Source organism: Serratia sp. CY47444 (assembly GCF_052168635.1).
Lineage (GTDB): Bacteria > Pseudomonadota > Gammaproteobacteria > Enterobacterales > Enterobacteriaceae > Serratia > Serratia bockelmannii.
This window is the reverse complement of record NZ_JBJNMH010000027.1, coordinates 17,100-41,464: the sequence shown is the minus strand read 5'-3', so window position 1 is coordinate 41,464 and position 24,365 is coordinate 17,100. Positions and strand designations below refer to the sequence as shown.

The 24,365-nt window shown below is 58.3% G+C and carries 23 protein-coding genes and 2 tRNA genes; 14 read left to right on the top strand and 11 right to left on the bottom strand.

The window, feature by feature from the left end; all coding sequences use genetic code 11:
• Positions 1–38 precede the first annotated feature (38 nt).
• Positions 39–115 (top strand) — tRNA-Asp (locus tag ACJ8IL_RS23405).
• 212 nt (positions 116–327) lie between these two features.
• Entirely contained in the window at positions 328–1,131 is an 804-nt protein-coding gene (gene dkgB / locus ACJ8IL_RS23400; protein WP_016929009.1) for a 2,5-didehydrogluconate reductase DkgB, read from the top strand.
• Between the two features lie 47 nt (positions 1,132–1,178).
• Here dkgB and yafC read toward each other — a convergent pair whose 3' ends face one another.
• Positions 1,179–2,066 (bottom strand): DNA-binding transcriptional regulator YafC, encoded by an 888-nt coding sequence (yafC, locus tag ACJ8IL_RS23395; RefSeq protein WP_025301648.1) that lies wholly within the window; start codon positions 2,064–2,066, stop codon positions 1,179–1,181.
• Between the two features lie 105 nt (positions 2,067–2,171).
• On the opposite strand from yafC, the gene ACJ8IL_RS23390 reads away from it, so the two are divergent.
• Positions 2,172–3,347: an MFS transporter gene (locus tag ACJ8IL_RS23390; protein ID WP_025301649.1), complete on the top strand. Its 1,176-nt coding sequence runs from the start codon at positions 2,172–2,174 to the stop codon at positions 3,345–3,347.
• A gap of 241 nt (positions 3,348–3,588) precedes the next feature.
• Positions 3,589–4,383 (top strand): endonuclease/exonuclease/phosphatase family protein, encoded by a 795-nt coding sequence (locus tag ACJ8IL_RS23385; protein WP_025160092.1) that lies wholly within the window; start codon positions 3,589–3,591, stop codon positions 4,381–4,383.
• A gap of 51 nt (positions 4,384–4,434) precedes the next feature.
• On the opposite strand, the gene mltD is transcribed toward ACJ8IL_RS23385, so the two are convergent.
• Positions 4,435–5,817, bottom strand: coding sequence for a murein transglycosylase D (gene mltD, locus ACJ8IL_RS23380; RefSeq protein WP_149570308.1), 1,383 nt, complete (start codon positions 5,815–5,817; stop codon positions 4,435–4,437).
• A gap of 71 nt (positions 5,818–5,888) precedes the next feature.
• Positions 5,889–6,644 (bottom strand): hydroxyacylglutathione hydrolase, encoded by a 756-nt coding sequence (gene gloB / locus ACJ8IL_RS23375; protein WP_442516879.1) that lies wholly within the window; start codon positions 6,642–6,644, stop codon positions 5,889–5,891.
• A 44-nt stretch (positions 6,645–6,688) separates the two neighbouring features.
• Between gloB and ACJ8IL_RS23370 the strand changes: the two genes are divergently transcribed.
• Positions 6,689–7,408, top strand: a complete 720-nt coding sequence (locus ACJ8IL_RS23370) for a class I SAM-dependent methyltransferase (RefSeq protein ID WP_025301652.1) — start codon at positions 6,689–6,691, stop codon at positions 7,406–7,408.
• On the opposite strand, the gene rnhA is transcribed toward ACJ8IL_RS23370, so the two are convergent.
• A complete protein-coding gene (gene rnhA, locus ACJ8IL_RS23365) occupies positions 7,405–7,872 on the bottom strand; it encodes a ribonuclease HI (protein ID WP_033649910.1) in 468 nt (155 codons plus the stop codon). The two genes, ACJ8IL_RS23370 and rnhA, sit on opposite strands and share 4 nt — an antisense overlap.
• A gap of 72 nt (positions 7,873–7,944) precedes the next feature.
• Here rnhA and dnaQ point away from each other — a divergent pair, with 72 nt between their 5' ends.
• Positions 7,945–8,688, top strand: coding sequence for a DNA polymerase III subunit epsilon (dnaQ, locus tag ACJ8IL_RS23360; RefSeq protein WP_038871384.1), 744 nt, complete (start codon positions 7,945–7,947; stop codon positions 8,686–8,688).
• 144 nt (positions 8,689–8,832) lie between these two features.
• A tRNA-Asp gene (locus ACJ8IL_RS23355) sits at positions 8,833–8,909 on the top strand.
• Between the two features lie 106 nt (positions 8,910–9,015).
• Here the strand turns inward: ACJ8IL_RS23355 and ACJ8IL_RS23350 are convergent.
• The gene (locus ACJ8IL_RS23350; protein ID WP_442516878.1) at positions 9,016–11,256 is read right to left on the bottom strand and encodes a TonB-dependent siderophore receptor; all 2,241 of its coding nucleotides are present in this window, start codon (positions 11,254–11,256) and stop codon (positions 9,016–9,018) included.
• Between the two features lie 228 nt (positions 11,257–11,484).
• Here ACJ8IL_RS23350 and ACJ8IL_RS23345 point away from each other — a divergent pair, with 228 nt between their 5' ends.
• Positions 11,485–12,363 (top strand): siderophore-interacting protein, encoded by an 879-nt coding sequence (locus ACJ8IL_RS23345; RefSeq protein ID WP_043135506.1) that lies wholly within the window; start codon positions 11,485–11,487, stop codon positions 12,361–12,363.
• Positions 12,364–12,451: 88 nt separating this feature from the next.
• Here the strand turns inward: ACJ8IL_RS23345 and ACJ8IL_RS23340 are convergent, their stop codons facing one another.
• Positions 12,452–13,225, bottom strand: a complete 774-nt coding sequence (locus tag ACJ8IL_RS23340) for an amidohydrolase (RefSeq protein WP_442516877.1) — start codon at positions 13,223–13,225, stop codon at positions 12,452–12,454.
• Positions 13,213–14,373, bottom strand: coding sequence for a pyridoxal phosphate-dependent aminotransferase (locus ACJ8IL_RS23335; RefSeq protein ID WP_043135510.1), 1,161 nt, complete (start codon positions 14,371–14,373; stop codon positions 13,213–13,215). The genes ACJ8IL_RS23340 and ACJ8IL_RS23335 overlap by 13 nt, the downstream gene beginning before the upstream one ends.
• A 164-nt stretch (positions 14,374–14,537) precedes the next feature.
• Here ACJ8IL_RS23335 and ACJ8IL_RS23330 point away from each other — a divergent pair, with 164 nt between their 5' ends.
• Genes ACJ8IL_RS23330 through ACJ8IL_RS23320 form a run of 3 tightly spaced genes read left to right on the top strand, consistent with a single transcriptional unit; the run spans position 14,538 to position 16,377 of the window.
• Positions 14,538–15,152 carry a methylthioribulose 1-phosphate dehydratase gene (locus tag ACJ8IL_RS23330; protein WP_442516876.1) on the top strand — a complete coding sequence of 205 codons (615 nt, stop codon included), beginning with the start codon at positions 14,538–14,540 and terminating at the stop codon, positions 15,150–15,152.
• Entirely contained in the window at positions 15,149–15,838 is a 690-nt protein-coding gene (gene mtnC, locus ACJ8IL_RS23325) for an acireductone synthase (protein ID WP_197781559.1), read from the top strand. The genes ACJ8IL_RS23330 and mtnC overlap by 4 nt, the downstream gene beginning before the upstream one ends.
• Positions 15,835–16,377, top strand: coding sequence for a 1,2-dihydroxy-3-keto-5-methylthiopentene dioxygenase (locus ACJ8IL_RS23320; RefSeq protein WP_043135518.1), 543 nt, complete (start codon positions 15,835–15,837; stop codon positions 16,375–16,377). Before mtnC ends, ACJ8IL_RS23320 begins: the two co-directional genes overlap by 4 nt.
• A gap of 17 nt (positions 16,378–16,394) precedes the next feature.
• Here ACJ8IL_RS23320 and mtnA read toward each other — a convergent pair whose 3' ends face one another.
• Positions 16,395–17,423 (bottom strand): S-methyl-5-thioribose-1-phosphate isomerase, encoded by a 1,029-nt coding sequence (mtnA, locus tag ACJ8IL_RS23315; protein ID WP_442516875.1) that lies wholly within the window; start codon positions 17,421–17,423, stop codon positions 16,395–16,397.
• A 145-nt stretch (positions 17,424–17,568) separates the two neighbouring features.
• Here mtnA and mtnK point away from each other — a divergent pair, with 145 nt between their 5' ends.
• Positions 17,569–18,768, top strand: coding sequence for an S-methyl-5-thioribose kinase (mtnK, locus tag ACJ8IL_RS23310; protein WP_025301663.1), 1,200 nt, complete (start codon positions 17,569–17,571; stop codon positions 18,766–18,768).
• 73 nt (positions 18,769–18,841) lie between these two features.
• Here mtnK and ACJ8IL_RS23305 read toward each other — a convergent pair whose 3' ends face one another.
• Complete coding sequence (locus tag ACJ8IL_RS23305; RefSeq protein ID WP_004930217.1) at positions 18,842–18,994, bottom strand: Hok/Gef family protein; 153 nt, start codon at positions 18,992–18,994, stop codon at positions 18,842–18,844.
• A 289-nt stretch (positions 18,995–19,283) separates the two neighbouring features.
• Positions 19,284–21,740 carry an acyl-CoA dehydrogenase FadE gene (gene fadE, locus ACJ8IL_RS23300; protein WP_342117116.1) on the bottom strand — a complete coding sequence of 819 codons (2,457 nt, stop codon included), beginning with the start codon at positions 21,738–21,740 and terminating at the stop codon, positions 19,284–19,286.
• A 246-nt stretch (positions 21,741–21,986) separates the two neighbouring features.
• Between fadE and lpcA the strand changes: the two genes are divergently transcribed.
• Together lpcA and ACJ8IL_RS23290 are read left to right on the top strand one after the other, a co-directional pair.
• Positions 21,987–22,568: a D-sedoheptulose 7-phosphate isomerase gene (gene lpcA, locus ACJ8IL_RS23295; protein ID WP_004930220.1), complete on the top strand. Its 582-nt coding sequence runs from the start codon at positions 21,987–21,989 to the stop codon at positions 22,566–22,568.
• 97 nt (positions 22,569–22,665) lie between these two features.
• On the top strand, positions 22,666–23,469 hold the full coding sequence (locus ACJ8IL_RS23290; RefSeq protein WP_025301665.1) for a class II glutamine amidotransferase: 804 nt from the start codon (positions 22,666–22,668) through the stop codon (positions 23,467–23,469).
• Here the strand turns inward: ACJ8IL_RS23290 and dpaA are convergent.
• Positions 23,404–24,171, bottom strand: coding sequence for a peptidoglycan meso-diaminopimelic acid protein amidase (dpaA, locus tag ACJ8IL_RS23285; RefSeq protein WP_025301666.1), 768 nt, complete (start codon positions 24,169–24,171; stop codon positions 23,404–23,406). The two genes, ACJ8IL_RS23290 and dpaA, sit on opposite strands and share 66 nt — an antisense overlap.
• Positions 24,172–24,365 lie beyond the last annotated feature (194 nt).

Genomic DNA, 24,365 nt, shown 5'->3' with positions numbered 1-24,365 from the left:
TTTGCCGGCATCGAGAGATGCAACGTAAAAGAATCGGTGGAGCGGTAGTTCAGTTGGTTAGAATACCTGCCTGTCACGCAGGGGGTCGCGGGTTCGAGCCCCGTCCGTTCCGCCACTTAATTGATAAGCCCTGAGTCTCTGACTCAGGGCTTTTTCATATCTATATTTTGCGATTTTCAGGCCGGAATTGTCCTTCCTTACCGCCTTACTCCCCATATTGTTGCCTTTAGATCAAAAGTCTTATGCCGAACCAGGCGTTTTTGATCAATAAAAAAGTTGCCATAATCTTCCTCATACCACATCTACCCATTAATGAGAGAAAACATTATGAGCATCCCTGCATTTGGTTTAGGTACTTTCCGCCTTCAGGATCAGGTTGTTATCGATTCTGTCAGCACCGCACTCGAGCTGGGCTATCGCACTATTGATACTGCACAGATCTATGAAAACGAAGCGGCTGTTGGCCAGGCTATCGCTGCCAGCGGCGTGAAACGTGAAGACCTGTTCATCACCACCAAGATTTGGATCGCGAACCTGGCGAAAGGCGCACTGATCCCAAGCCTGCAAGAAAGCCTGAAAAAACTGCAAACGTCCTACGTTGATCTGACGCTGATCCACTGGCCGTCACCCAACGACGAAGTGCCGGTTGCCGAATTTATGGCTGAGCTGCTGGAAGCGAAAAAGCTGGGGCTGACCCGCCAAATCGGCGTATCTAACTTCACCATCGACTTGATGCAGCAAGCGATTGACGCGATTGGCGCCGATGAAATCGCCACCAACCAAATCGAGCTGTCACCGTTCTTGCAGAACCGCAAGGTGGTAGAATTTGCGCAGCAGCACGGCATCGCCATTACCTCTTACATGACGTTGGCCTACGGCAAAGCGCTGCAGGACGAAACGATCAAAAGCATTGCTGCTCGTCACAATGCGACCCCAGCACAGGTTGTCCTGGCTTGGGCATTGAAGCTGGGTTATGCGGTTATTCCTTCTTCGACCAAGCGTGAAAACCTGGCGAGCAACCTGTTGGCGCAGCAACTGACGCTGACCGACGAAGATATGGCGCAGATTGCCGCACTGGAGTGCAACGGCCGTCTGGTTAGCCCAGAAGGTCTGGCGCCAAACTGGGATTAATCATTCCTTGCAGTAGTCAGCATAAGGCGTCCATCGGGGCGCCTTTTTTATCGTTTCAGGTATTCACTCACAAAATCAATAAAGCTGCGCAGACGGTTGCTGACGGCGCTGTCGCTGTAATAAACCGCGTTGATCGGCATGGCGACCGGCAGTGTCGCTTCCACCAGAATCGGGACCAAATCTCCACGTTTGATATCTTCGTCGCTCATAAAGTCCGACAGGCAGGCGATACCGTTGCCATGCAGACAGAGATGGCGCTGGGTTTCTCCGCTATTGGTCGTCAAGCCTGGGGTGATTTCCAACTGGCTGCCATCTGAGCAAGCCAGTGGCCAGCGGTTCAAGCTGGGAAGGTCGTTGAAGCCGATGCAGCAGTGATGTTCAAGATCTTCTACCGTTAGCGGCGTGCCGTGTTGAGCCAGATAGGCGGGAGAGGCGAGCACATGCCGGTAGCTGGTCATCAGTTTGCGCGCTTTCAGTGTGGAATCGGTCAGTTCGCCTACGCGGATTGCGATATCCACTTTTCGCTCGATCAAGTTGATAAAGTTTTCCGAAGACACCAACGATAACGACATTTCAGGATAACGTTCGCGGAACTCCGCCACTAAAGGCGTCAGCATGTGCAGCACCACCGGCGTTGCCGCGTCGACGCGCAGCAGACCTTGCGGACGCTGGCGGCTTTCCATCAGCGCATTTTCCGCCGCGGCCATGTCGTTCAGTACCTTCTGCACCTGGCGAAAGTAATTCTCTCCTTCCTGAGTCAGGCTGATTTGGCGCGTGGTGCGGTTAAGCAACGTCACGCCCAGTTTGCTTTCCAGTTTTTTTACCGTTCGGCTGACTACGGAGTTCGCTTGTTCCAGGCGTTCGGCCGCCCGGCTGAAACTGCCGCTTTCCACTACGGTGACAAAGGTGATCAGCTCGTCTGAGTTTGCTTTCATTTTTGCTCCTATAGCAAAGTTAATTTGAAATTTTGAGCATTTTTATCATTTAAGCATAGGCAGATAATAGCCGTCATCAACTTGAATGCTATTTCGGAGTAAAAAATGCCACTCGCATTACTTGCCTTAACCATCAGCGCTTTTGCTATCGGCACGACCGAGTTCGTGATTGTTGGGTTGATCCCGACTATCGCGGAGCAGATTGGGGTGACCGTACCGTCCGCTGGATTGCTGGTGACTATCTATGCCCTCGGCGTGGCCATTGGCGCGCCGGTGCTGACGGCCCTGACCAGCCGTATACCGCGCAAGCTGCTGCTGGTTGGCCTGATGGTGCTGTTCACTCTCGGTAACCTGCTGGCCTGGCAATCACCCAGCTATGAATCGCTGGTGATTGCCCGGTTGTTGACCGGCCTGGCGCACGGCGTGTTCTTCTCTATCGGCTCCACTATCGCGACGAGCCTGGTGGCGAAAGAGAAGGCGGCTTCCGCCATCGCCATCATGTTTGGCGGCCTGACGGTGGCGCTGGTGACCGGCGTACCGTTAGGGACGTTCATCGGCCAGCAGTTTGGCTGGCGTGAAACCTTCCTGGCCGTTTCTCTGATTGGCGCGGTCGCTACGGTGGCCAGCATTATTCTGGTGCCGAACAATATCAAGAACCAGGGCAGCGCCGGCGTGCGGGAACAGATGAAAGTACTGACCCATCCTCGTCTGCTGCTGATTTACGCAATTACCGCATTGGGATACGGCGGGGTCTTCACGACCTTTACCTTCCTTGCGCCAATGATGCAGGAACTGGCGGGCTTCTCTGCTCCGACCGTGAGCTGGATACTGTTGGCTTATGGTGTCGCGGTGGCGGTGGGTAACATCTGGGGGGGCAAGCTGGCCGATCGCCATGGGGCGGTGCGTGCGTTGAGCTTTATCTTTGCCGCGCTGGCTGTTTTGTTACTGGTGTTTCAGTTTACCGCCAGCCACAGTATTGCCGCTTTGCTGACGGTGATTGCGATGGGTGTGTTCGCTTTCGGCAACGTGCCGGGGCTGCAGGTCTATGTGGTGCAGAAAGCCGCGCAATACACGCCAAATGCGGTGGATGTGGCGTCCGGTCTCAATATCGCGGCGTTCAACATCGGTATTGCGCTCGGTTCGGTGATTGGCGGTCAGACCGTCGCCTCACTGGGGCTGGCGCAGACCCCCTGGATTGGCGCGCTGATCGTGGTAGTTGCACTGTTGCTGGTTAGCCTCAGCGGCCGCCTGGATAAAAAGTCTCAGCTGCAAACGGCTTGATACACAAAATCATTGTTGTCTGGCCCGCATTTTGCGGGCCTTTTCGCATTTTTCACCTATTACTCCCTGTCTTTACACAGCTATACCGTCAGAAGATTGAAATCGCTGCAGGTGGCCCCTATAACTGAAAAGGTGATGCCCGCAAAAGCCATGCCCTCTATGCGGGGTAGGCGTATAATCAATTCATCGTTGGCGAGTGTTCATCGCCAGTTTTCATGTTAATGGGTAATAGGCGAATCGCGTGCCGAAACGAACTTATGCAATGAGGTATGTTGCAGGTCAGCCAGTTGAGCGAATCTTTCCTGGCGCCGTTAACCAGCCGTTGCCGCCAGGGGCGGCGCTGCCGACGACCGGCGCCTTGCGCGTTATGGTGTGGAATATTTTCAAACAGCAGCGAGCCGACTGGCTTTCGGTGCTGAAAAACCATGGCAAAGACGCGCAGCTGGTGTTGTTGCAAGAGGCGCAAACCACGCCGGAACTGGTGAGCTACGCTACCGCCAACTATCTGGCGGCCGATCAGGTTCCGGCCTTTGTGCTGCCGCAGCATCCTTCCGGCGTGATGACGCTGGCGGCCGCTCATCCGGTTTACTGCTGCCCGCTGCGCGAGCGAGAGCCGCTGCTGCGGCTGTCCAAGTCGGCCCTGATCACCGTTTATCCGCTGTACAATGGCGAACTGTTGATGGTGGTGAACATTCATGCGGTGAACTTTAGCCTGGGCGTCGACGTCTACAGCAAGCAGTTGGGGCCGATAGGCGAACAGATCGCCAGTCACCGGGGGCCGGTGATTATGGCGGGGGATTTCAACGCGTGGAGCCGCAAGCGCATCAATGCGCTGTATGACTTCGCCGGCGAAATGGCGCTGCGCGAAGTGAGCTTCACCGACGATCACCGCCGCAAGGCCTTCGGTCGTCCACTGGATTTCGTATTTTACCGCAATCTGGGAGTGGTGGAGGCGTCGGTGCTGGTGACCAGCGCGTCGGATCACAATCCGTTGTTGGTGGAGTTCCACCCGGAAAAAGACTCTCCCGTCTGGTGAATCGCAGGTAATAAAAAAGCACCCCGCAGGGTGCTTTTTTGTACCGGAAACTTAGGTATCCGGCGTTAGCTTGTTGCCGACAAACAGGGTCAGCTTCAGACCTGGCTGCAGGTTGCCTTTGGCGAGCGTTGAATTCCAACGCATCACGTCGTTAATATCGACGCCGTGACGACGTGCGATACTGGCGAGCGAATCACCTTTACGAACCTGGTAGGTGATACTGCTGTTACTGCCAGTATTGCTGGCCACTTGCAGGGTTTGCCCAACTTTTATGGCGCTCTTGGCGCGTAAGTTGTTCCAACTCTGCAAATCGCTGGTCTTAACGTTCAGCCGCTTGGCAATGCCCGATAAAGTGTCGCCTGAGCGCACTTTATACGAACTGCCACCGGTCAAACCGCTGTTCTTCGCCAACTGCGTCGTTGGCTGAGTCACGGCGATCTGGCCATCGGCCAGCGAGTCTTTCAGCTGATCGGCATGCCCTTTGGGAACCATGATGTAATGGGGCCCGTTGGGTGCCGTAACGCCTTTTTTGTAGCCTGGGTTATACGCTTTCATCTTGGTGACTGAAAGCCCCGCCATCTCAGCCGCCTGAGTTAGCTGGATCTGCTGCCCGACATCGATACGCGCCAGCGCACGGGTTTCATCCGTTTTCGGGAGTTTCACGCCGTACTTCTTGCTGTTCTTGATGATGTCGCTCAGCGCCAGCATTTTCGGGACATAGATTGACGTTTCACGCGGAAGCGACAATGCCCAGAAATTGGTTGGCTTACCCTGGCGTTTGTTTGCCTTCACCGCTTGCATCACGCGGCCTTCACCACTGTTATAGGCGGCTACGGTCAGTAACCAGTCGCCGTTAAACATGCGGTTCAAGCGCTGCATCATGTTAAGCGCAGCGGTTGTCGAGGCGACGACATCGCGTCGACCGTCATACCACTGATTGTTTTTCAAACCATAATTGCGACCCGTTTGCGGCACGATTTGCCATAGCCCTGCGGCGTTGGCACTTGACGTGGCGTGTGGGTCAAAAGCGCTCTCCACTATGGGTAGCAGTACCAGTTCCATCGGCATATTACGTTTCTTAATCTGCCCGACTATCCAGTACATGTACGGCTCTGCCCGTAATGTTACATCGTGGAGATAGCTCTTACTTTTTAAGTACTTTCTTTTCTGATCACGGATCCGGGAATTTTCCGGAACCTCCATCTTCAGCTCGTCGCTAATGAAGTTCCACAGGTCCTGTTGCGCGGCGGGACTGTTGTTATCCAACCACCGCGCCGAGCTCGCTCGGCCATTTGCTGTGTACTCTCCTGCTTCACCATCTTGACCAGCCGAAGACAAACTCTGTGCATGCTGTTCTGGCGCCGGTGCGTCCTGCCTGGACGACTGGCAACCCACTAGCAAGACTGAGGCGAGAAATATCGCTTTAGCCTTCATGTGTGTGTCAATGTAGTTGCTTAAAAGACGAGCAATAATACTTTGCTTCGCCAAATAACACAACTAAAAGCTTAGAAGTTATCTTTCCGCAGGCGTAATTCGGAAAAAACTGAATGAAGGCTTTCTGGTGGTGAATTAAAGCCTAATTTCTTTTGTAAATCAGCGTCATGGCAACGTAAAAACAGGTTAATTTTGCGCTCTAATTGCAACGTGGTCGGCACACTGGCTTGGCCTTTTGCCCTTAACGCTTCAACATGTTGTTGATATGTTTCAATCTCTCGATCTTCCGGCAAAATAGCCCGCGCAAACTTAAGATTAGAAAGAGTATATTCATGCGCGCAGCAAATTAAGGTGTTATCGGGAAGTTGCGCGAGTTGTTGAAATGAGTCGTACATTTGTTTGGCGGTGCCTTCAAACAGCCTGCCGCAGCCGGCGGAGAAAATGGTGTCGCCGCAGAACAGATAAGGGGCACTATAGAATGCCACATGGCCCAACGTATGGCCGGGAACGGCGATAGTCCTGTATTGGCGGCCATCGATGTCAAAGGTGTCGCCGTCGCGGACGATGTGGTTGGCGCCTTTGTCCGCGGTTTCTTGCGGCCCATAGACGGCCAGCCCGGGATACTTCGCTACGATTTGCGCCACGCCGCCGACGTGATCGTGATGATGGTGGGTCAGCAGGATCGCCGCCGGCGCCAGCTGCAGGCGCTGCAACGCTTCGAGTACCGGCTGCGCTTCACCCGGATCGACGATAATGCAGCGCCCCAGCCGGTCATCCAATAACCAAATGTAATTGTCCTGGAAGGCGGGAATGCTGATAAGATTCATGGTGTACCTCTCGTTGGCAACGGCTTGAAAGAAGATAATAAATCATGAAACCAGCCCATACTCTACAAAAGCTCACCGGCCCGCAGTCCTGGGCTGAGCTGCCGTGGGGGGAGTACTATCGTGAAGCGCTCGAGCGGCAGTTGCAACCCTGGTGGCCCAAGCTGTTCGGTTTCCATCTGCTGAAGATGGGCATGCTCAGCGCCGAGCTGGCCACGGACAAATGTGCGATTTCCCATCAGGTCAACGTAGGGCTGGAGGGGGACGGGCTGCAGGTGATCGCCGATGCCTATCAACTGCCGTTCGCCGCCAAGTCGGTGGATGCCTGCCTGTTGGCGCATACGCTGTCCTATGCGGACGATCCGCACCGCATGCTGCGTGAGGTGGACAGGATATTGATCGACGACGGCTGGTTGGTTATCAGCAGCTTCAATCCGTTCAGCCTGCTGGGATTGGGCAAGCTGGTGCCCGGGTTGCGTCATCGCCAGCCCTATGTCAGCCGCATGTTTACCCAGATGCGGCTGTTGGATTGGCTCAGCCTGCTGAATTATGAGGTGCTGCATCAGTCGCGTTTTCACGTGCTGCCGTGGCACCGCAAGGGCGGCAAGTTTTTATGTACCCATTTGCCAGCGCTGGGCTGCATGAGCGTGATTGTGGCGCGCAAACGCACCTTGCCGCTAACGCCTACGCCGATGAAACTGGGGGCGAGAAAGCCGTCTCTTAGCCGCGCGGTGGGCGCGACCAAGAGCTATCGCAAGCTGCCTTAGGCTTCCGGTTGGTAACCGACGTCTTCTTGCGTCGGCTTACCGGCCGCTTCGCGCGCCAGCACGTCACAACGTTCGTTCTCCGGGTGGCCGGCGTGGCCTTTGACCCATTCCCATTTCACCTCGTGGCGCTGAATGGCCAGATCCAACCGCTGCCACAGATCGACATTCTTGACCGGCTTTTTGTCGGCGGTTTTCCAGCCGCGCTTCTTCCAGTTATGGATCCAACTGGTGATGCCCTGGCGCACATACTGGCTGTCGGTGCTGAGCGTCACGGCGCAGGGCACGGTCAGCGCTTCCAGCGCCACGATCGCCGCCATCATTTCCATGCGGTTATTGGTGGTCAGACGAAAACCCTCGCTGAAGGTTTTTTCCGTCTGCTTATAGCGTAATATCGCGCCGTAGCCACCGGGGCCGGGGTTGCCAAGGCAGGAGCCGTCGGTGAAAATTTCTACCTGTTTGAGCATCTCTGGTAGACTCTTCCTATCAGTTTTATAAAAGCCAAGTCTGACATAAACGAGCGCTGTGAGCACTGCAATATGATCTCTACAACCACCAGACAGATTGTCCTCGATACCGAAACCACCGGTATGAACAAGCTTGGGGTGCACTACGAAGGGCACCGCATCATCGAAATCGGTGCGGTGGAGGTGATTAACCGCCGCCTGACCGGGCGCAACTTCCACGTTTACATCAAGCCGGATCGGCTGGTGGATCCGGAAGCGTACGGCGTACACGGCATCAGCGACGATTTCCTGGCCGACAAGCCGACCTTCGATCAGGTTGCCGACGAATTCCTCGACTTTATCCGCGGCGGCGAGCTGGTGATCCATAACGCGGCGTTCGACATCGGCTTTATGGATCACGAATTCCGCATGTTGCAGCAGGGTATCCCGAAGACCGAGACCTTCTGCACCATCACCGACAGCCTGCTGATGGCGCGCCGCCTGTTCCCGGGCAAACGCAACAACCTCGATGCCTTGTGCAGCCGTTATGAGATAGACAACAGCAAGCGTACGCTGCACGGCGCATTGCTCGATGCCGAGATCCTGGCGGAAGTCTATCTGGCGATGACCGGCGGTCAGACCTCGATAGCGTTCCAGATGGAAGGTGATACCCAGCAAAACGACGCCGCGCAAGAAATTCAGCGCATTGTCCGCCCGGCGACGGCGATGAAAGTGGTCTACGCCAGCGACGAAGAAGTGAAGGCGCACGAGGCGCGTCTGGATCTGGTGGCGAAAAAGGGCGGCAGCTGCCTGTGGCGCGGTGCGCCGGCCGAGTAACGGCATTTTTGCACGAAAAAAACGCACCGGATGAACCTTCGTTGAAAAACTGTGCAAACGATTCATTTGGTGAGAAAAAGGCGTTGACGGAACCGAGAGGCGTCCGTAATATGCGCCTCGTTCCCCCGCAAGAGGGAATGGCGCGGAGCGGTAGTTCAGTTGGTTAGAATACCTGCCTGTCACGCAGGGGGTCGCGGGTTCGAGCCCCGTCCGTTCCGCCACTATTCAGAAGCCCTGAGTTAGCGATAACTCAGGGCTTCGTCGTTTCTGCTCTCGGCAAAACGGTACGGCCCAATAAACGGGGCCGGCAGACCGGCCCCTGATTCCTCAGAACAACACCGAGTAGTTCAAACCGAAGGTGCGTCCGCGGCCCTTATAGCTGTACAGCTCAGGCGAGCCGTAGGTCGGGCTGTACAGGATCGGCGCGCGTTGGCCCCAAACGGTGGTGTATTCCTTGTCCAGCAGGTTTTCCACGCTGAAGCTGATTTTCCCTACCGGCAGGGTATAGCTGCCGAGGAAATCGAGGGTGTTGTAGCCATCGATTTTGCGGCCTTGGGTGGAGTTGGCCTTGGTGTAATCGCCGTCGTCCGACACATCGAAGGTTTGCTGCGACTGTAAGCGCAGATTCCAGTCGCCCGGCGCCCAGCCGACATAAGCGGTGACTTTCGATGGGCTGGCGGTATCGACCACCAGCTTCTTCCATTCGCCGTTGACCTTGGTTTCGGAACGGATAACGTTGAAGTTGGTGCCGGCGCTCCAGTCGCTGTCTTCAAAGAAGTAGTCCACCGCGCCTTCCAGCCCATAGATGCGCCGCTTGTCCGCATTGACGTTAATGGTCATGTCGGTTTTGTTGATAGCGATGCTCTTGTCGGACAGCGAGTAGTAAGCGGCGATTTGCGTGCGCAGGTTATCGCCGGTATAGCGCCAGCCCAGCTCGTAGGCATTGACCTTGATGCCTTCCAGCTTGGAATCGCCGACGTTGACGCTCTTCAACAACTGGTAATGGCCGCCGTTCAACGCGTAGGTGCCGTTACCGTAATATTTGCCCGGATCCGGGATCTCGAAGCCCTGAGAGAAGTTGAACCAGGTTTGCTGGCGCTCGGTCAGATGTGCCAACAGGCCGGCGTTGAACAGCGCGTTGTTGTAGTCGGTTTTCCCGCCCGGTATCGCGTCGGCGGACGTCGCGGCGCCGCTGGCGATCGCCTGCTGCTGGTTATAACCGACGAAGTCGTCGATCTTGTTTTCGGTGTACTGGTACCGCACGCCGCCGCTCAGGGTGAAAATGGGATTAATGTCGTAACTGGCCTGTAGGAACGACGCCAGGTTGCTGGTGGTATAGCTCGGGTAGCGGCCGGTGCTGTAAGCGTTCTCCAGCATCATGCCGCCGGACTGCTGAGCCTTCGCCAGGTTAAAGAACTGCTGATTGGCGTTGAAGCTTTCATGCTCGGCGTCAATGCCGTAAGTCAGCGTCAGTGCGTCGACAGGTTTGCTGTTTAACGTCAGCTTGCCGCCGTAGAAATCGGTTTTTTGCTGCGAAGCACCAATGCTGTTGACGTAATAGTTCGGCGCTTTGCCCGCCAGCGTCGGGAACGGGTAGAAGGTCAACGTTTCGTCGCGGTAGTAGACCTGCGCCACCAAATCCTGGCCGAGGAAATCAGTGTTGGAATACTGCAGGTTGATCAGGTGGCGTTCGGTACCGGGGATGCGGTCGGAATTTAAGTTACCGCTGTTATATGCCTTGGCGTTGCCCGTCACCGCCGCAAAGTTCTCTCCCAGGAACAGGCCGTGATCGCCGTCGGATTGGCTTTTGTAGTATTGGGTGGTCAGCTGCAGCTGTTGATGATCGTCGATGTTGAGGGTGCCGGTGCCCATGACGTCGAGGCGATCGGAATACTGCAGGCCGGTTTGGGTATTATCGATCAGTACCTCATTGCCTTTGCCGTCATACCAGCCGCCATAGCGCTGGTAAGAAACGGACAGGCGCCCAGAGGCGTTGTCGTTGCCGCCGCTGACCGCCGCCGCCACGTTCTCGTCGTGATCGTTATGGCCGCCAAAGCCGGTTTTACCGCCGACCTGCAACTCGACCTGCTGTTCCTGTTGCCCTTTTTTGGTGACGATATTGATCAGGCCGCCGGTGCTGCCGCCGCCGTACAGCGAGGTCGCGCCGGAAATCACCTCGATATGATCGATATTGAATGGATCGATCGAATCCAACTGGCGGCTGTCGCTGCGCGATGAATTCAGGCGTACGCCGTCAATCATCACCATCATCGAGCGGCCACGCATATTCATGCCATAGTTGGTACGGCCCTGGCCGCTGACGTCCATGCCGGGGATCAGCTGCGCCAACATGTCCTTGATCTCTTTACCGCCCTGAACCTGCTGTTCGATCTCCTGGCTTTCAATGATCCAAGTGGTCTGTGCCATTTCCGCCGTGCTGCGGTGCGAACGGCTGGCGGAGACCACCATCTGCTCTTCGGTGCCGGCTTTCTGATCTTCAGCCCAAGCCGCCGGCGCAAGCATTGCCAGCAGACAAGGGTTCAATACCCAAAGGTGTTTGCGTTTCATCGTTATTTCCTGGTGATATTGTTATTGTGTTTTTTTGAGAATGCTTCTTTTATCAATAACGTTTCTTGTTATCAATAAATTCGTGATATGATTTTTTGCGATACATTAACGTAATTAATTAGTTTTATTAACATTTTGCCCGCTGCGCGATCGAGCACCCCACGCCGTCAACACGGCAGCCGATCGGCCATACGCACAAGCGACAGCCGTTGCCGGAGAATCGAGAACATGTCCGCCAGCTACAGAATTTTTGATATCACCTTGAAAAGCAAAACGCTGATTTCATCTTCGCTGGTGCGCTGCGTGTTTGAAGGTGCAGATATTCATCGGATGAAGCTCGAAGCGCCGGACCAGCGCATCAAACTGTTGTTCCCGGCGGCGGACGGCAAGATCCCGCAGTTGGTCAACAGCTCGGACTGGTACGGCGATTACATGGCGATCCCCAAAGAACAGCGTCCGGTGATGCGCACCTATACGTTGCGTGCGCTGCGCCGCGAGCAGAATCAGATGGACGTCGAGTTCGTGTTGCATGGCGTGAACGGCCCGGCTTCCGCCTGGGCGACCCATGCCGAACCCGGAGACACGATTCAAACGGTCGCCCCCAACGGTGACTTCGACGGCGACAGCGGCGGTTACGAATGGGCGCCGCCGGCGCAGTTGCAACAGGCGTTGCTGATCGCCGATGAGACGGCGGTGCCGGCGGCGATGGCGATTCTGGAACAGCTGGCGCAGCAGGCCAATCCGCCGCGGGTGCAGGCGTTTTTTGAGGTGCCGGTGGCGGGGGATTGCCTGGATTTGGCGCATTTCCCGTTCGCCGAGGTCTACTGGCTGCCGCGTGACGTCGGCCGCCAGCTGGCACACGGTACGCTGCTGGTGGAAGCGGTGCGCCAGCGGGTGGATATCCCCGCATCGGCGTGCGCACAGGCGCAGTCACTGGCGGAAAGCAGCCTGAGCGATGAGGTGCTGTGGGAGCGGGCGGCCGGCAGCAACGCTTTTTATGCCTGGGTGGCGGCCGAATCTTCTGCGGTGAAAACGCTGCGGCGTTACCTGATTGGCGAACGCGATCTGGATCGCTCCACCGTCAACTTCATGGCCTATTGGTGCTGAACGAGCCGTCCTTTTCCGGCATCGGCGCGGAGTCTTTATCTCTCTGCCGAAGATCGACGCGCTAATCGCCGGCTGGGAGCGTGTTTAATCAGTCGAGACGCAGAAAGCTGTCGGCATCGCGCCAGGCCGGGAAGGCGCTGCGGTAGCTCTGCAGGGTTTCCAGCGACAGCTCGGCGTCCAGGCGCGTGGCCGCGCCGGGTTCCGCATCCGCCAGGATCTCGCCCTGAGGGCTGATGATTAAGCTGTCTCCGCTGTAGCTCAGTCCGTTAGGATCTTCGCCCACCCGGTTGCAGCCCGCCACATACACCTGATTCTCAATCGCCCGCGCCGTCAGCAGCGTTTGCCAATGGTGGCTGCGCGGCGCCGGCCAGTTGGCGACGTACAGCGCCAGATCGTAATCCTGCTGATAGCGCGCCCAGACCGGGAAACGCAGGTCGTAGCAGATCTGCGGCAGGATGCGCCAGCCGCGCCACTCGAAGATTTCACGCCGGTTGCCGGCCTGGTAATGCAGGTGTTCGCCGGCCATGCGGAACAGGTGGCGTTTATCATAGGCATGCACCTGGCCGCCCGGCTCTACCAGCAGGAAGCGGTTGACCGCGCCTTCGGGCGTTTTCAGCGCCACGCTGCCGCCGATTAACGCGTGGCTTTTCACTGCCCAACTGCGCAGCCAGTCGATCACCTGCTGTTCGGGCAGGGCGCTCTCGCTGGCATCCATGGCAAAACCGGTGGTGAACATTTCCGGCAAAACGATGAGATCGCGCCCGGCGATCGGCGCCAGCAACGCGTCGAAGGCGGCCAGGTTAGCGAGGCCGTCGCGCCAGACCAGAGGTTGCTGCAACAGGGTAATTTTTAAAGTCGACATAACCGCTCCGCAGCTGCATCCAGCGTGGCGTCCTGTTTAGCGAAGCACAGCCGGATCAATTTATGGGGGAAAGGATCGGCACAGAAGACCGACAGCGGAATGGCCGCCACGCCCACGTGCTCGGTTAACCAATGGCAGAACGCCACATCGTCCAGATCGGAGATGGCGCTGTAGTCCGCCAGTAAGAAGTATGTACCCGCGCAGGGTAAAATTTCCAGTCGGCTGCGCGCCAGCGCCTGCACAAAGCGATCGCGCTTGGCGCGATAGAACGCCGGCAACTGCCGCCAGTGCTCCGGCTCGGCACGCAGGCTATCCGCTAGCGCCAGCTGCGCCGGGGTGTTGACCGAAAAGGTCAGGTATTGATGCACCTTGCGCACCTCGGCGCTCAGCGCGGCGGGCGCCACGCAGTAACCCACTTTCCAGCCGGTCATGTGGAAGGTTTTACCGAAGGAGGACACCGCGATCGCCCGTTGGCGCAGCTGCGGGTGGGCCAACACGCTGGCGTGGCCGCCTTTGGCGAAGCAGATGTGTTCGTAGACTTCGTCGCTGAGCACGTAGATTTCGCGTTCTGCAATGGCGTGCCACAGCTGCTGCATATCTTCCGCCTGCCAGGCGGTGGCGGACGGGTTGTGCGGCGTGTTGACGATCACCAGGCGGGTGCGCGGCGACAGCGCGGCGGCGAACTGTTGCCAATCCACGGCAAACGCGGGCGGCTGCAGGGCGAGGCGTTTGAGTACGCCGCCGGCCAGCGTCACCGCCGGCGCATAGCTATCGTAGCTGGGATCGAAGCAGACCACCTCATCGCCGGGGCGCACCAGCGCGCTGATGGCGGCGAACAGCGCTTCGGTGGCGCCGGCGGTGACGGTCACTTCAGCAGCGGCGTCCGGCTGCCAGCCATACAGCTCGGCGGTTTTGTCGGCGATGGCTTCGCGCAGCGGCGCCACCCCGGTCATCGGCGCATATTGGTTGGCGCCCTGGGCGACGTGCCAGGCCAAGCGTTCTTTCAGGTAGTCCGGCCCGTCGAAATCAGGGAAGCCCTGAGACAGGTTGATCGCCTGATGCTGCTGCGCTAGCGCGCTCATTTGGGTAAAGATGGTGGTGCCCAGGGCAGGCAGTTTACTTTCGGGAATCAATGCGGAAGTGCTCATAGCAGGTGAATACTCCAGGCGCTTATATTGCCGTCAATATAACACGATGCTAGTATTTGGCAATCAAGACGCTTAGATGGCTAAATGCGAAAAAGTGCTTAGCCCGCCACGCGGCAGGCAAAGTTTCCTCTGCCGGCCGCCTTACCGAACGGGAAATGATAATAATGACGGATAATCCGCAATTTACCGCATTGCTGGCGGCCTGCCACTGGATTGGCGACAAAGGCTGGTGCCCGGCGACCGGCGGCAACATGTCGCTGCGCCTCGACGAACGTCAGTGCCTGGTCACCGAGTCCGGCAAAGACAAGGGCAGCCTGAGCGCCGCCGATTTTCTGCGGGTGGATATCGCCGACAATCATGTGCCGAGCGGCCGCACGCCGTCGGCGGAGACCGGGCTGCATACGCTGCTCTACCGCCTGTCTGCGCACATCGGCGCGGTGCTGCATACCCATTCCGTCAACGCTACCGTACTGTCGCGGGTGGAACGCGGCGATGCGCTGGTGCTGCAGGGATACGAAATGCAGAAGTCGCTGGCCGGCCAGCGCAGCCACCTGGACAGTGTGGCGATCCCCATTTTTGATAACGATCAGAATATCCCCCGGTTGGCGGCGCGTGTGGCGGCCTATGCCGAGGCCACGCCACTGCAGTACGGTTTTCTGGTGCGCGGCCACGGTCTCTATTGCTGGGGAAGCCAGGTAGCGGAAGCCCGCCGCCATCTCGAAGGGCTGGAATTCCTGTTCCAGTGTGAACTGCAACGCCGCTTACTGGAGGCGAAATGATCCGCGCTATCGTGACCGATATTGAAGGCACCACCAGCGATATTCGCTTTGTGCATCAGGTACTGTTTCCCTATGCCCGCGAACGGCTGGCGGATTTTGTGCGCCGCCATGCCGCTGAGAGCGAAGTCGCCGCGCCGCTGGCGGCGCTGCGCGCTGAAATTGACCAGCCGCAGGCAGATCTCGACGCGCTGATCGCCGCCCTGTACCGCTTTATGGATGAAGATCGCAAATCCACCGCGCTCAAGGCGTTGCAGGGCATCATCTGGCGCAGCGGTTACCGTGAAGGGGATTTCCGCGGGCATCTGTACCCGGAAGTCGCCGGGCAGTTGGCCGCCTGGCAGCGTCAGGGGTTGAGGCTTTACGTCTATTCCTCCGGTTCGGTGGAAGCGCAGAAGCTGCTGTTCGGCCACAGCGACGCAGGCGATCTGCAGCCGCTGTTCAGCGGCTATTTCGATACGCACGTTGGTGCCAAGCGCGAAACCGCGTCGTACCGCAACATTGCGCAGGCTATCGGCATCGCGCCCGACGAGCTGCTGTTCTTGTCCGATATCCACCAGGAGCTGGATGCGGCGCAGGCCGCCGGCTGGCATACCTGCCAGCTGATCCGCGATGAGACGGACGAGCAAAGCCGGCATCCGCAGGTTAACCGTTTTGATCGTATCGATTTAGGGGAGTTCGTCTCATGAGTGGATTGACCATTTTCAGCGATAAAGCGCCGCAGCAGCCGCTGTGGCAGAGCCGCGACGCGCAGGAGATCCAGCGCCAGCTGGCGCAAATCGGCGTGCGCTTTGAGCGCTGGCAGGCGGATCGCGAGCTGGGCGACAACCCGCAGCCGGAGGCAGTGATCGCCGCCTACCAGCATGAGATCGACCGGCTGGTGGCGGAAAAGGGCTACCAGAGTTGGGACGTGATCAGCATGCGGCCGGACCACGAGCAGCGTCAGGCGCTGCGCGAAAAATTCCTGTCCGAACACACGCACGGCGAGGATGAAGTGCGCTTTTTCGTTGAAGGGGCGGGGCTGTTTTGCCTGCATCTGGACGGCAAGATCTTCCAGATCCTGTGCGAAAAGAACGATCTGATCTCGGTGCCGGCCAACACCCGTCACTGGTTCGATATGGGCTCGGCGCCGCACTTTACCGCGATCCGGGTATTTGACAACCCGGAAGGCTGGGTGGCGCATTTCACCGGCGACACGATCGCCGATGCCTATCCGCGTTTGGACTGATCGTCAACCGGCGGGCGTTACCCCAGCGCCCGCTGGAAAATCCCCGCTTCAACCTGTTGCGGCGTGATCACGCCGCTGTCGAACACCCACCCGCTGATAAGCTTCGCCGGCGTGACATCGAACGCCGGATTGTACACCGGTGCCTCGTTCGGCGCCCACTGGCAGGCGCCGAAGCTGCCTGAAACGCCGGTGACTTCGGCCGCCGCGCGTTGCTCGATCGGGATGGCGGCGCCGTCCGGACAGTGCGGATCGTGGGTGGTGTGCGGGGCGGCCACGTAGAACGGGATGCCGTGATAGTGCGCCAGCACCGCCAGGCTGTAGGTGCCAATCTTGTTGGCGACGTCGCCGTTGGCGGCGATGCGATCCGCGCCGACCCACACCGCATCGACCTGGCCCTGCGCCATCAGGCAGGCGGCCATCGAATCGCAGATCAGACGATAGGGAATGCCCAGCTCGCCCAGTTCCCAGGCGGTCAGACGGCCGCCCTGCAGCAGCGGCCGGGTTTCATCGACCCACACCTGTTGCACTTTGCCCTGCTGGTGGGCGCGCAGCAGCACCCCGATGGCGGTGCCGACGCCGGCGGTGGCCAACCCGCCGGTATTGCAGTGGGTCAGCAGGCGGCTGCCGGGCTTGACCAGCCCAGCGCCGTGATCGGCGATGCGATCGCACAGCCGGCGATCTTCCTCCACCAGCCGCAGCGCTTCGTTCACCATTGCCGGCGCCCAGTCAGGCTCCGCCAGCGCCAGCTTCATGCGATCCAGATTGTTCATCAGGTTAACCGCCGTCGGGCGCGCGGCGCGCAGCGTGTGCAGCGCCTGTTCCAGCTCGGCGCGCGGCAGACCGCGTTCCGCCAGCAACGCCAACAGCAGGCTGGCGGACAGCCCGATCAGCGGTGCGCCGCGCACCCGCAGGCTGTGAATGTGCCCGACCAACTCTTCCACGCTGTCGCAGGCCCGCCACCGCTTTTCCTGCGGCAGAGCTTGCTGATCGAGGATCCAAAGGCGGTTATCTCGCAGGGTCAAACTGGTGGTGTTAAGCGCTTGCATCGGCGGTTAATTCCTTGTTGCGTGGTTATTGCATCTGAAACGCTATTCTGCCAACATGACTTCCAGATGTATAGACGTCCAAATGCTTTTACGTCTAAATAATCAGAGTCGCTGGGTCAGTGAGAGAGAACAGAGGGGTTGGGGAATGTCGCTTTATCGTACGTTTACGGCTGCCGATGCCGTTGAATATGCCCGCCAATACGGGCAGGTGGCCGAACCGCAGGCGCTGGTGAGCGCCGACGAGATCGGTGACGGCAACCTGAACCTGGTGTTCAAGATCCGCGATCGCGAAGGCGTGAGTCGGGTGATCGTCAAACAGGCGCTGCCCTATGTGCGCTGCGTGGGCGAATCCTGGCCGCTGACGTTGGACCGGGCGCGCATCGAAGCGGAAACGCTGCTGGTCCACGGCAGTTTCTGCCCAAGGCATACGGTAAAAGTCTTGCATCACGATCCCGAATTGGCGGTGATGGTGCAGGAAGATCTCTCCGATCATCGCATCTGGCGCAGTGAACTGGTGCAGGGGAACTATCACCCGCTGGCGGCCGGACAGCTGGCGGAATACCTGGCGCAGACGCTGTTCCACACCTCCGATTTTTATCAGTCGGCGCAGCAGAAGAAGGCGGAAGTCAGCCGTTTCACCAACCCCGAGCTGTGCCAGATCACCGAAGATCTGTTCTTTACCGACCCCTATACTGACCATGAGCGCAATCAGTTCGAGGCGGCGCTGTTGCCGCAGGTGCAGGCGCTGCGTGAGGATGCGCCGCTGAAGCTGGCGGTCGCCGGCCTGAAACATCGTTTCCTCAGCAAAGCGGAGGCGTTGTTGCACGGGGATATCCACAGCGGTTCAATTTTCGTGGCGGAAGGGCGGTTGAAAGCGATCGACGCTGAATTCGGTTTCTACGGCCCGATCGGTTTCGATGTCGGCACTGCGTTAGGCAACCTGCTGCTCAACTATTGTGGTCAGCCGGGGCTGTTCGGGCCGCGCGACGCCGCCGCCGGGCGCGAGCAGCGCCTGCAGGATGTGCGCGAGCTGTGGCTGATTTTCGCCGATCGCTTCCTGGCGCTGTGCCATCAGCAAAGCCGCGATGCGGCGCTGGCGACGCCGGGTTACGCCGAGCAATTCCTGCAGCAGGTCTGGGCTGACGCAGTAGGGTACTGCGGTACCGAACTGATCCGGCGCACCATCGGCCTGGCGCACGTCGCCGATCTGGATAGCATCGCCGACGCCGACATGCGCCTCGACTGTCAGCGTCACGCCCTGGGATTGGGGCGCACGCTGATCGTCAATGCGCCGCAGATCGAGCATATCGATGCGCTGTTGGCGCGCATTCGCCAGCAGGGCTGAAAAGGCGGGTGCTCGTGGATCCTGCCTGACACCATCAGCCAACGGGCGGGGCGAACCCCGCCGTTGGGTTGCCTTACCGTTCGGATTCGTAAGCCAAAGTGGCCGCAACCTCTGAGTCTCCCAGCCTGATGCGCAGTTCGCACAGTGAACCGCGGGTTAGCCAGATGAACGCGATCAGCGTCATACAGACGATCACCAGCTTAAGCACGACCCGTTTTTGCTGCATTTTTGACCTCCCTATCCTTGCCTTGCGGCGGGTAAGAGGCTAACCTGATGTTGCTAGGTATCAGAGTGGCCTCGGGTTGATAATATCGACTCGGGGCCTTTCTCTTTCTCTCCTTTGCCAAGGCTCCGGACAGAAAGATCCAGAGCACCCGCCGCGCAGTTTACTCGAACTTCCTTCCCGTGAAATCCGCCGTTGCGCCAACCTGCGGCGCGGTGCGCAGTTTGCGGTGCAAGAAAAGAAAAAGGGGCGATGATGATCGCCCCTTGGATGCGTGGAGTGGGAATTGGCGTTAGGCCGCTTCGGTCTGCTGTTGGCGCTTAGACTGCGCCGCCGGCTTTTCCGGCTTGGTGGCCGCCAGCGCATCCGGCGCAAAGTCGTCCACGTTGATGGAGCGCAGACGGCTCTCTTCGGCTTTCACCAGGATCTTCGCTTCGTCGGCGCTGATCTTGCCTTCTTCCAGCGCGCGTTCCGCTAAACGATCCAGACGGGTGAACGGCAGGTTTTTGCCGGCTGCCTTGCACAGACGTTCGTGAATCGGCTCGGCGGCCATCACGTCGGCCAGCGCCGCTTCCAGCAGGCCGATTGGGTTATGTTCGCTCGGCGTCAGGTACTGGCCGCGCCCCAGGCGGCTGCGGGTGGCGGAAGGCACCTGCAGGATCTTGGCCAACTGGTGATCCAGACGATCGGACGGTGCGGTATGCACACGGCCGAGCGGGAAGACCACGAAGCGCATCGCGCCGGCGATAAAGCGGTTCGGGAAGTTGCGCAGCAGGTCATCCAGCGCCTGTTCGGCTTTATGCAGGCTGTCTTGCACGCCCCAATGCACCAGCGGCAGATCTTCTTTCTGACGGCCTTCGTCGTCAAAGCGTTTCAGCACGGCGGAAGCCAAATACATCTGGCTGAGGATATCCCCCAGGCGAGCGGAGATGCGCTCACGGCGCTTCAGGCTGCCGCCCAGCACGCCCATGGAAACGTCCGACAGCAGCGCCAGGTTGGCGCTCAGGCGGTTCAGCTGCTGATAGTAGCGACGGGTCGCGTCCTTGGTCGGCGTGGCGCTGGTACGGCCGTTGGTCAGGCCCAGCCAGAAGCTGCGTACCTTGTTGCTGCCGACGTGGCCCAGATGGCCGAACAGCGATTTATCGAAGGCGTTCAGATCGTTGCTCTGCGCCGCCGCCATTTCATCCAGCACATAAGGATGGCAGCGGATCGCGCCTTGACCGAAGATCATCATGGTACGGGTCAGAATGTTCGCGCCTTCCACCGTGATGGCAATCGGTGCGCCCTGATAGGCGCGAGCCAGGAAGTTGGATTCACCGAGCATGATGCCTTTACCGCCGGCGATGTCCATGGCGTCAACGATCGACTGCTGACCGCGGTGCGTGCAGTGGTATTTGACGATGGCCGACAGTACGGCCGGCTTCTCGCCCTGTACCAGCGCATAGGTGATCAGCGAAGCGGCGGCGTCCATCACATAGGTGTTGCCGGCGATGCGTGCCAACGGCTCTTCGATCCCCTCCATCTTGCCGATGGAGATCTTGAACTGACGGCGAATGTGCGCGTAGGCGCCGGTCGCCAGGGCGATGGATTTCAGGCTGCCGGTAGAGTTGGACGGCAGGGTGATGCCGCGGCCGACCGACAGGCACTCAACCAGCATGCGCCAGCCCTGGCCGGCCATTTTCGGCCCGCCGATGATGTAATCGATCGGCACGAACACGTCGGTGCCGCGGGTTGGGCCGTTCTGGAACGGCACGTTCAGCGGGAAGTGACGGTTGCCGATTTCCACGCCCGGCGTGCTGGTTGGGATCAGCGCACAGGTGATGCCCGGGGATTCGTTGTCGCTCAGCAGGCGATTCGGGTCATGCAGTTTGAATGCCAAACCCAGCACGGTGGCGACCGGCGCCAGCGTGATGTAGCGCTTGTTCCAGGTCAGGCGCATGCCCAGCACCTGCTTGCCTTGCCATTCGCCCATGCACACGGTGCCCACGTCCGGGATCGCGCCGGCATCGGAACCCGCTTCCGGGCTGGTCAGCGCGAAGCAAGGAATTTCGTCACCGCGCGCCAGGCCCGGCAGATAGTGGTTTTTCTGTTCTTCGGTACCGTAGTGCTGCAGCAGTTCGCCCGGGCCGAGGGAGTTTGGCACGCCGACGGTGATCGCCAGGATGCCGGAAACGCCGGCCAGTTTTTGCAGCACCATCGCCTGAGCGTAAGGTGAGAATTCCAGACCGCCGTACTCTTTCTTGATGATCATCGCGAAGAAACGGTGTTCTTTCAGGTACGCCCAGAGTTCAGGCGGCAGATCGGCCAGTTCGTGGGTGATCTGGAAGTCGTTGGCCATGCGGCAGGCTTCTTCCACCGGGCCGTCGATAAACGCCTGCTCTTCTTCCGTTAGGCGCGGTTTCGGGTAGCTGTGCAGCTTGTTCCAGTCCGGCGCGCCGCGGAACAGATCGCCTTCCCACCAGGTGGTACCGGCGTCGATCGCTTCCTTCTCGGTGGTGGACATCGGCGGCATCACCTTGCGGAAGGCGCGCAGCGCCGGCGCGGAGAGCAGGGAACGGCGTACAGAGGAAAGGTTCAGCGGCAGCAGCACGATCGCCAGCGGCAGCAACAGCCAGAAGCTCCACAGGCCGATAGCACCCATGGCGGCAGTGTACGCCACCAGGATCAGGCTGCTGAGGGTAAGGTTCACTCGGTGGTAGAACACCACGCCGAGGAGAGCCAGGAAAACGACGATACTAAGAACCATCATAAGAAGCTCCGAAGTAGTAAGAGGTCTGACCTGTTGTGTGTATGTAATAGGTTTTAGTACAAGGCAGAATTTTTATCAATGCGTTTACAGTTTAATTACAACTCAGGTCACAAACTGACAGCACCAATCATCAAAAACCTCTCCGCTTCCTTAACTGGCGCGCTGTTTGGCTGAGAATGCTTCTCGCTGTTTCCGCGATCCGGTACACTGCGAAGCGGAAGATTTGACGATAACAAGAGGTTCCTCATGTACCACGACCTTATTCGCAGTGAACTGAACGAAGCAGCTGATACCCTGGCGAAATTTATCAATGATGACGCCAACATCGACGCCATCCAACGTGCGGCGGTGCTGCTGGCGGATTCCTTCAAAGCCGGCGGTAAAGTGATTTCCTGCGGCAACGGCGGTTCCCATTGCGACGCGATGCACTTCGCCGAAGAGCTGACCGGCCGCTACCGTGAAAACCGCCCGGGCTACCCGGCAATTGCCATCTCGGACGTGAGCCACCTGTCCTGCGTCAGCAACGACTTCGGCTATGAGTATGTGTTCTCGCGCTATGTGGAAGCGGTGGGCCGCGAAGGCGACGTGCTGCTGGGCATTTCTACTTCCGGCAACTCCGGCAACATCATCAAGGCCATCGACGCGGCGCGTGCCAAGGGGATGAAAGTGATCACCCTGACCGGCAAGGACGGCGGCAAGATGGCGGGTTCCGCCGATGTGGAAATTCGCGTGCCGCACTTCGGCTACGCCGACCGCATTCAGGAAATCCACATCAAAGCGATTCACATCTTGATTCAGCTGATCGAAAAAGAGATGGTTAAGGCTTGATAGCCTTCGGGGAGCTGCGGCTCCCCATGAATAAGACGGCGGACGCCGCATGGTGCGTCCGCACAGCCTGTGTCAGTGTGGTTAAGGAGTGCTGGCGATGTGTGAACTGCTCGGGATGAGCGCAAACGTACCGACCGATATCTGCTTCAGCTTTACCGGCCTGGTACAGCGCGGCGGCCGCACCGGGCCGCATAAGGATGGCTGGGGCATTACCTTCTATGAAGGGAACGGCTGCCGCACATTCAAGGATCCGCAGCCGAGCTTCAACTCGCCGATCGCCCGCCTGGTGCAGGACTATCCGATCAAGTCCTGCGCGGTGGTGTCCCATATTCGCCAGGCCAACCGCGGCGAAGTGGCGCTGGAAAACACCCATCCGTTCACCCGTGAACTGTGGGGCCGCAACTGGACCTACGCGCACAACGGCCAATTAAAAGGCTATCGTCAGCTGGATACCGGCACGTTCCGCCCGGTCGGCCAGACCGACAGCGAATACGCGTTCTGCTGGCTGCTGCATCAGCTGGCGCTGAAATACCCGCGCACCCCGAGCCAATGGCCGGCGGTCTTCCGCTATATCGGCCTGTTGGCGAACCAGCTGCGCAAGAAAGGGGTGTTCAACATGCTGTTGTCGGACGGGCGCTTCGTGATGGCCTATTGCTCCACCAACCTGTATTGGATCACGCGCCGCGCGCCGTTCGGTAAGGCGACGTTACTGGATCAGGATGTGGAGATCGATTTTCAGCAGCAGACCACACCGAACGATGTGGTCACGGTGATCGCCACCCAACCGCTGACCGCCAACGAAACCTGGCACAAGATTGAGCCAGGCGAGTTCGCGTTATTTCACTTCGGTGAGCGGCTTGTTCTGAGCGAAGGGATTGGTGTTGGGCGTCGGGCTGGCTGACGCGTACTGCGTCATCTGGCCGCTGCTCATCAACGGTTGACCCAGCACATACTGGCCGTTGTCTACGGTCATCATCGGCGGCTGGTGGTTCTTCGCGAAGTAATCGTAACCCGGCTTCAGCTGGCGCCAGAAGGCGATATAGCTGGATGACGCATGGCGCTTGAGGTTTTGCTCGGTCATGCGGAACGGATAAATGCTGATATCGACGCGGCTTTGGCCATAGGCAAAAGCAGCTTCGACGTAGCGATAGATCTCATCCATATAGGTGTTGGTCATCGCGTAACAGCCGATCGATTTACATTCGCCGTGGATCATCAGATAAGCGCCGGAATAGCCCTGCGATTTATCGTAATCGTTAGGGAAACCGATATTGATCGCCCGATAATACTTGCTGTCGGGTTTCAGATGGCGTGCGTCAACGCTATAAAAGCCTTCCGGACTTTTAAAGTCGCCTTCACGACGTTTAGGACCCAGCCCACCGGAGAAATTACAGATCGGGAACGTGTTGACCAGGCGGAATTCATTGCCCATTTTGGCATACAATTCCAGCTTGCGTTCCTCTTTGAAGATCTGAATATAGACCGGCGAACCCAATAATTGCTGTTTAACTACCGGCGCTTCGGGTACCTGCTCGCTGGCGCTGCAGGCCGTGATCATCGGCATAGAAACAAGCATCGCAAACAACAGCGCGATTTTGCTCATTATTATTCCTGCTTATATTTATCTGCCGGCGCAATTGAGGTTGGCCAGCATGCCACTGATTATTGTTTTTACTGCTGCAAAACACCGCCAGATTACCAGCGCGTTTATTTTTAGCAATACGTGATATGTATAAAAAAACGACAAAGCTCGATAAAAGTGAAATGACCGGCAGATTTTAACGATAAGTAGTGAAA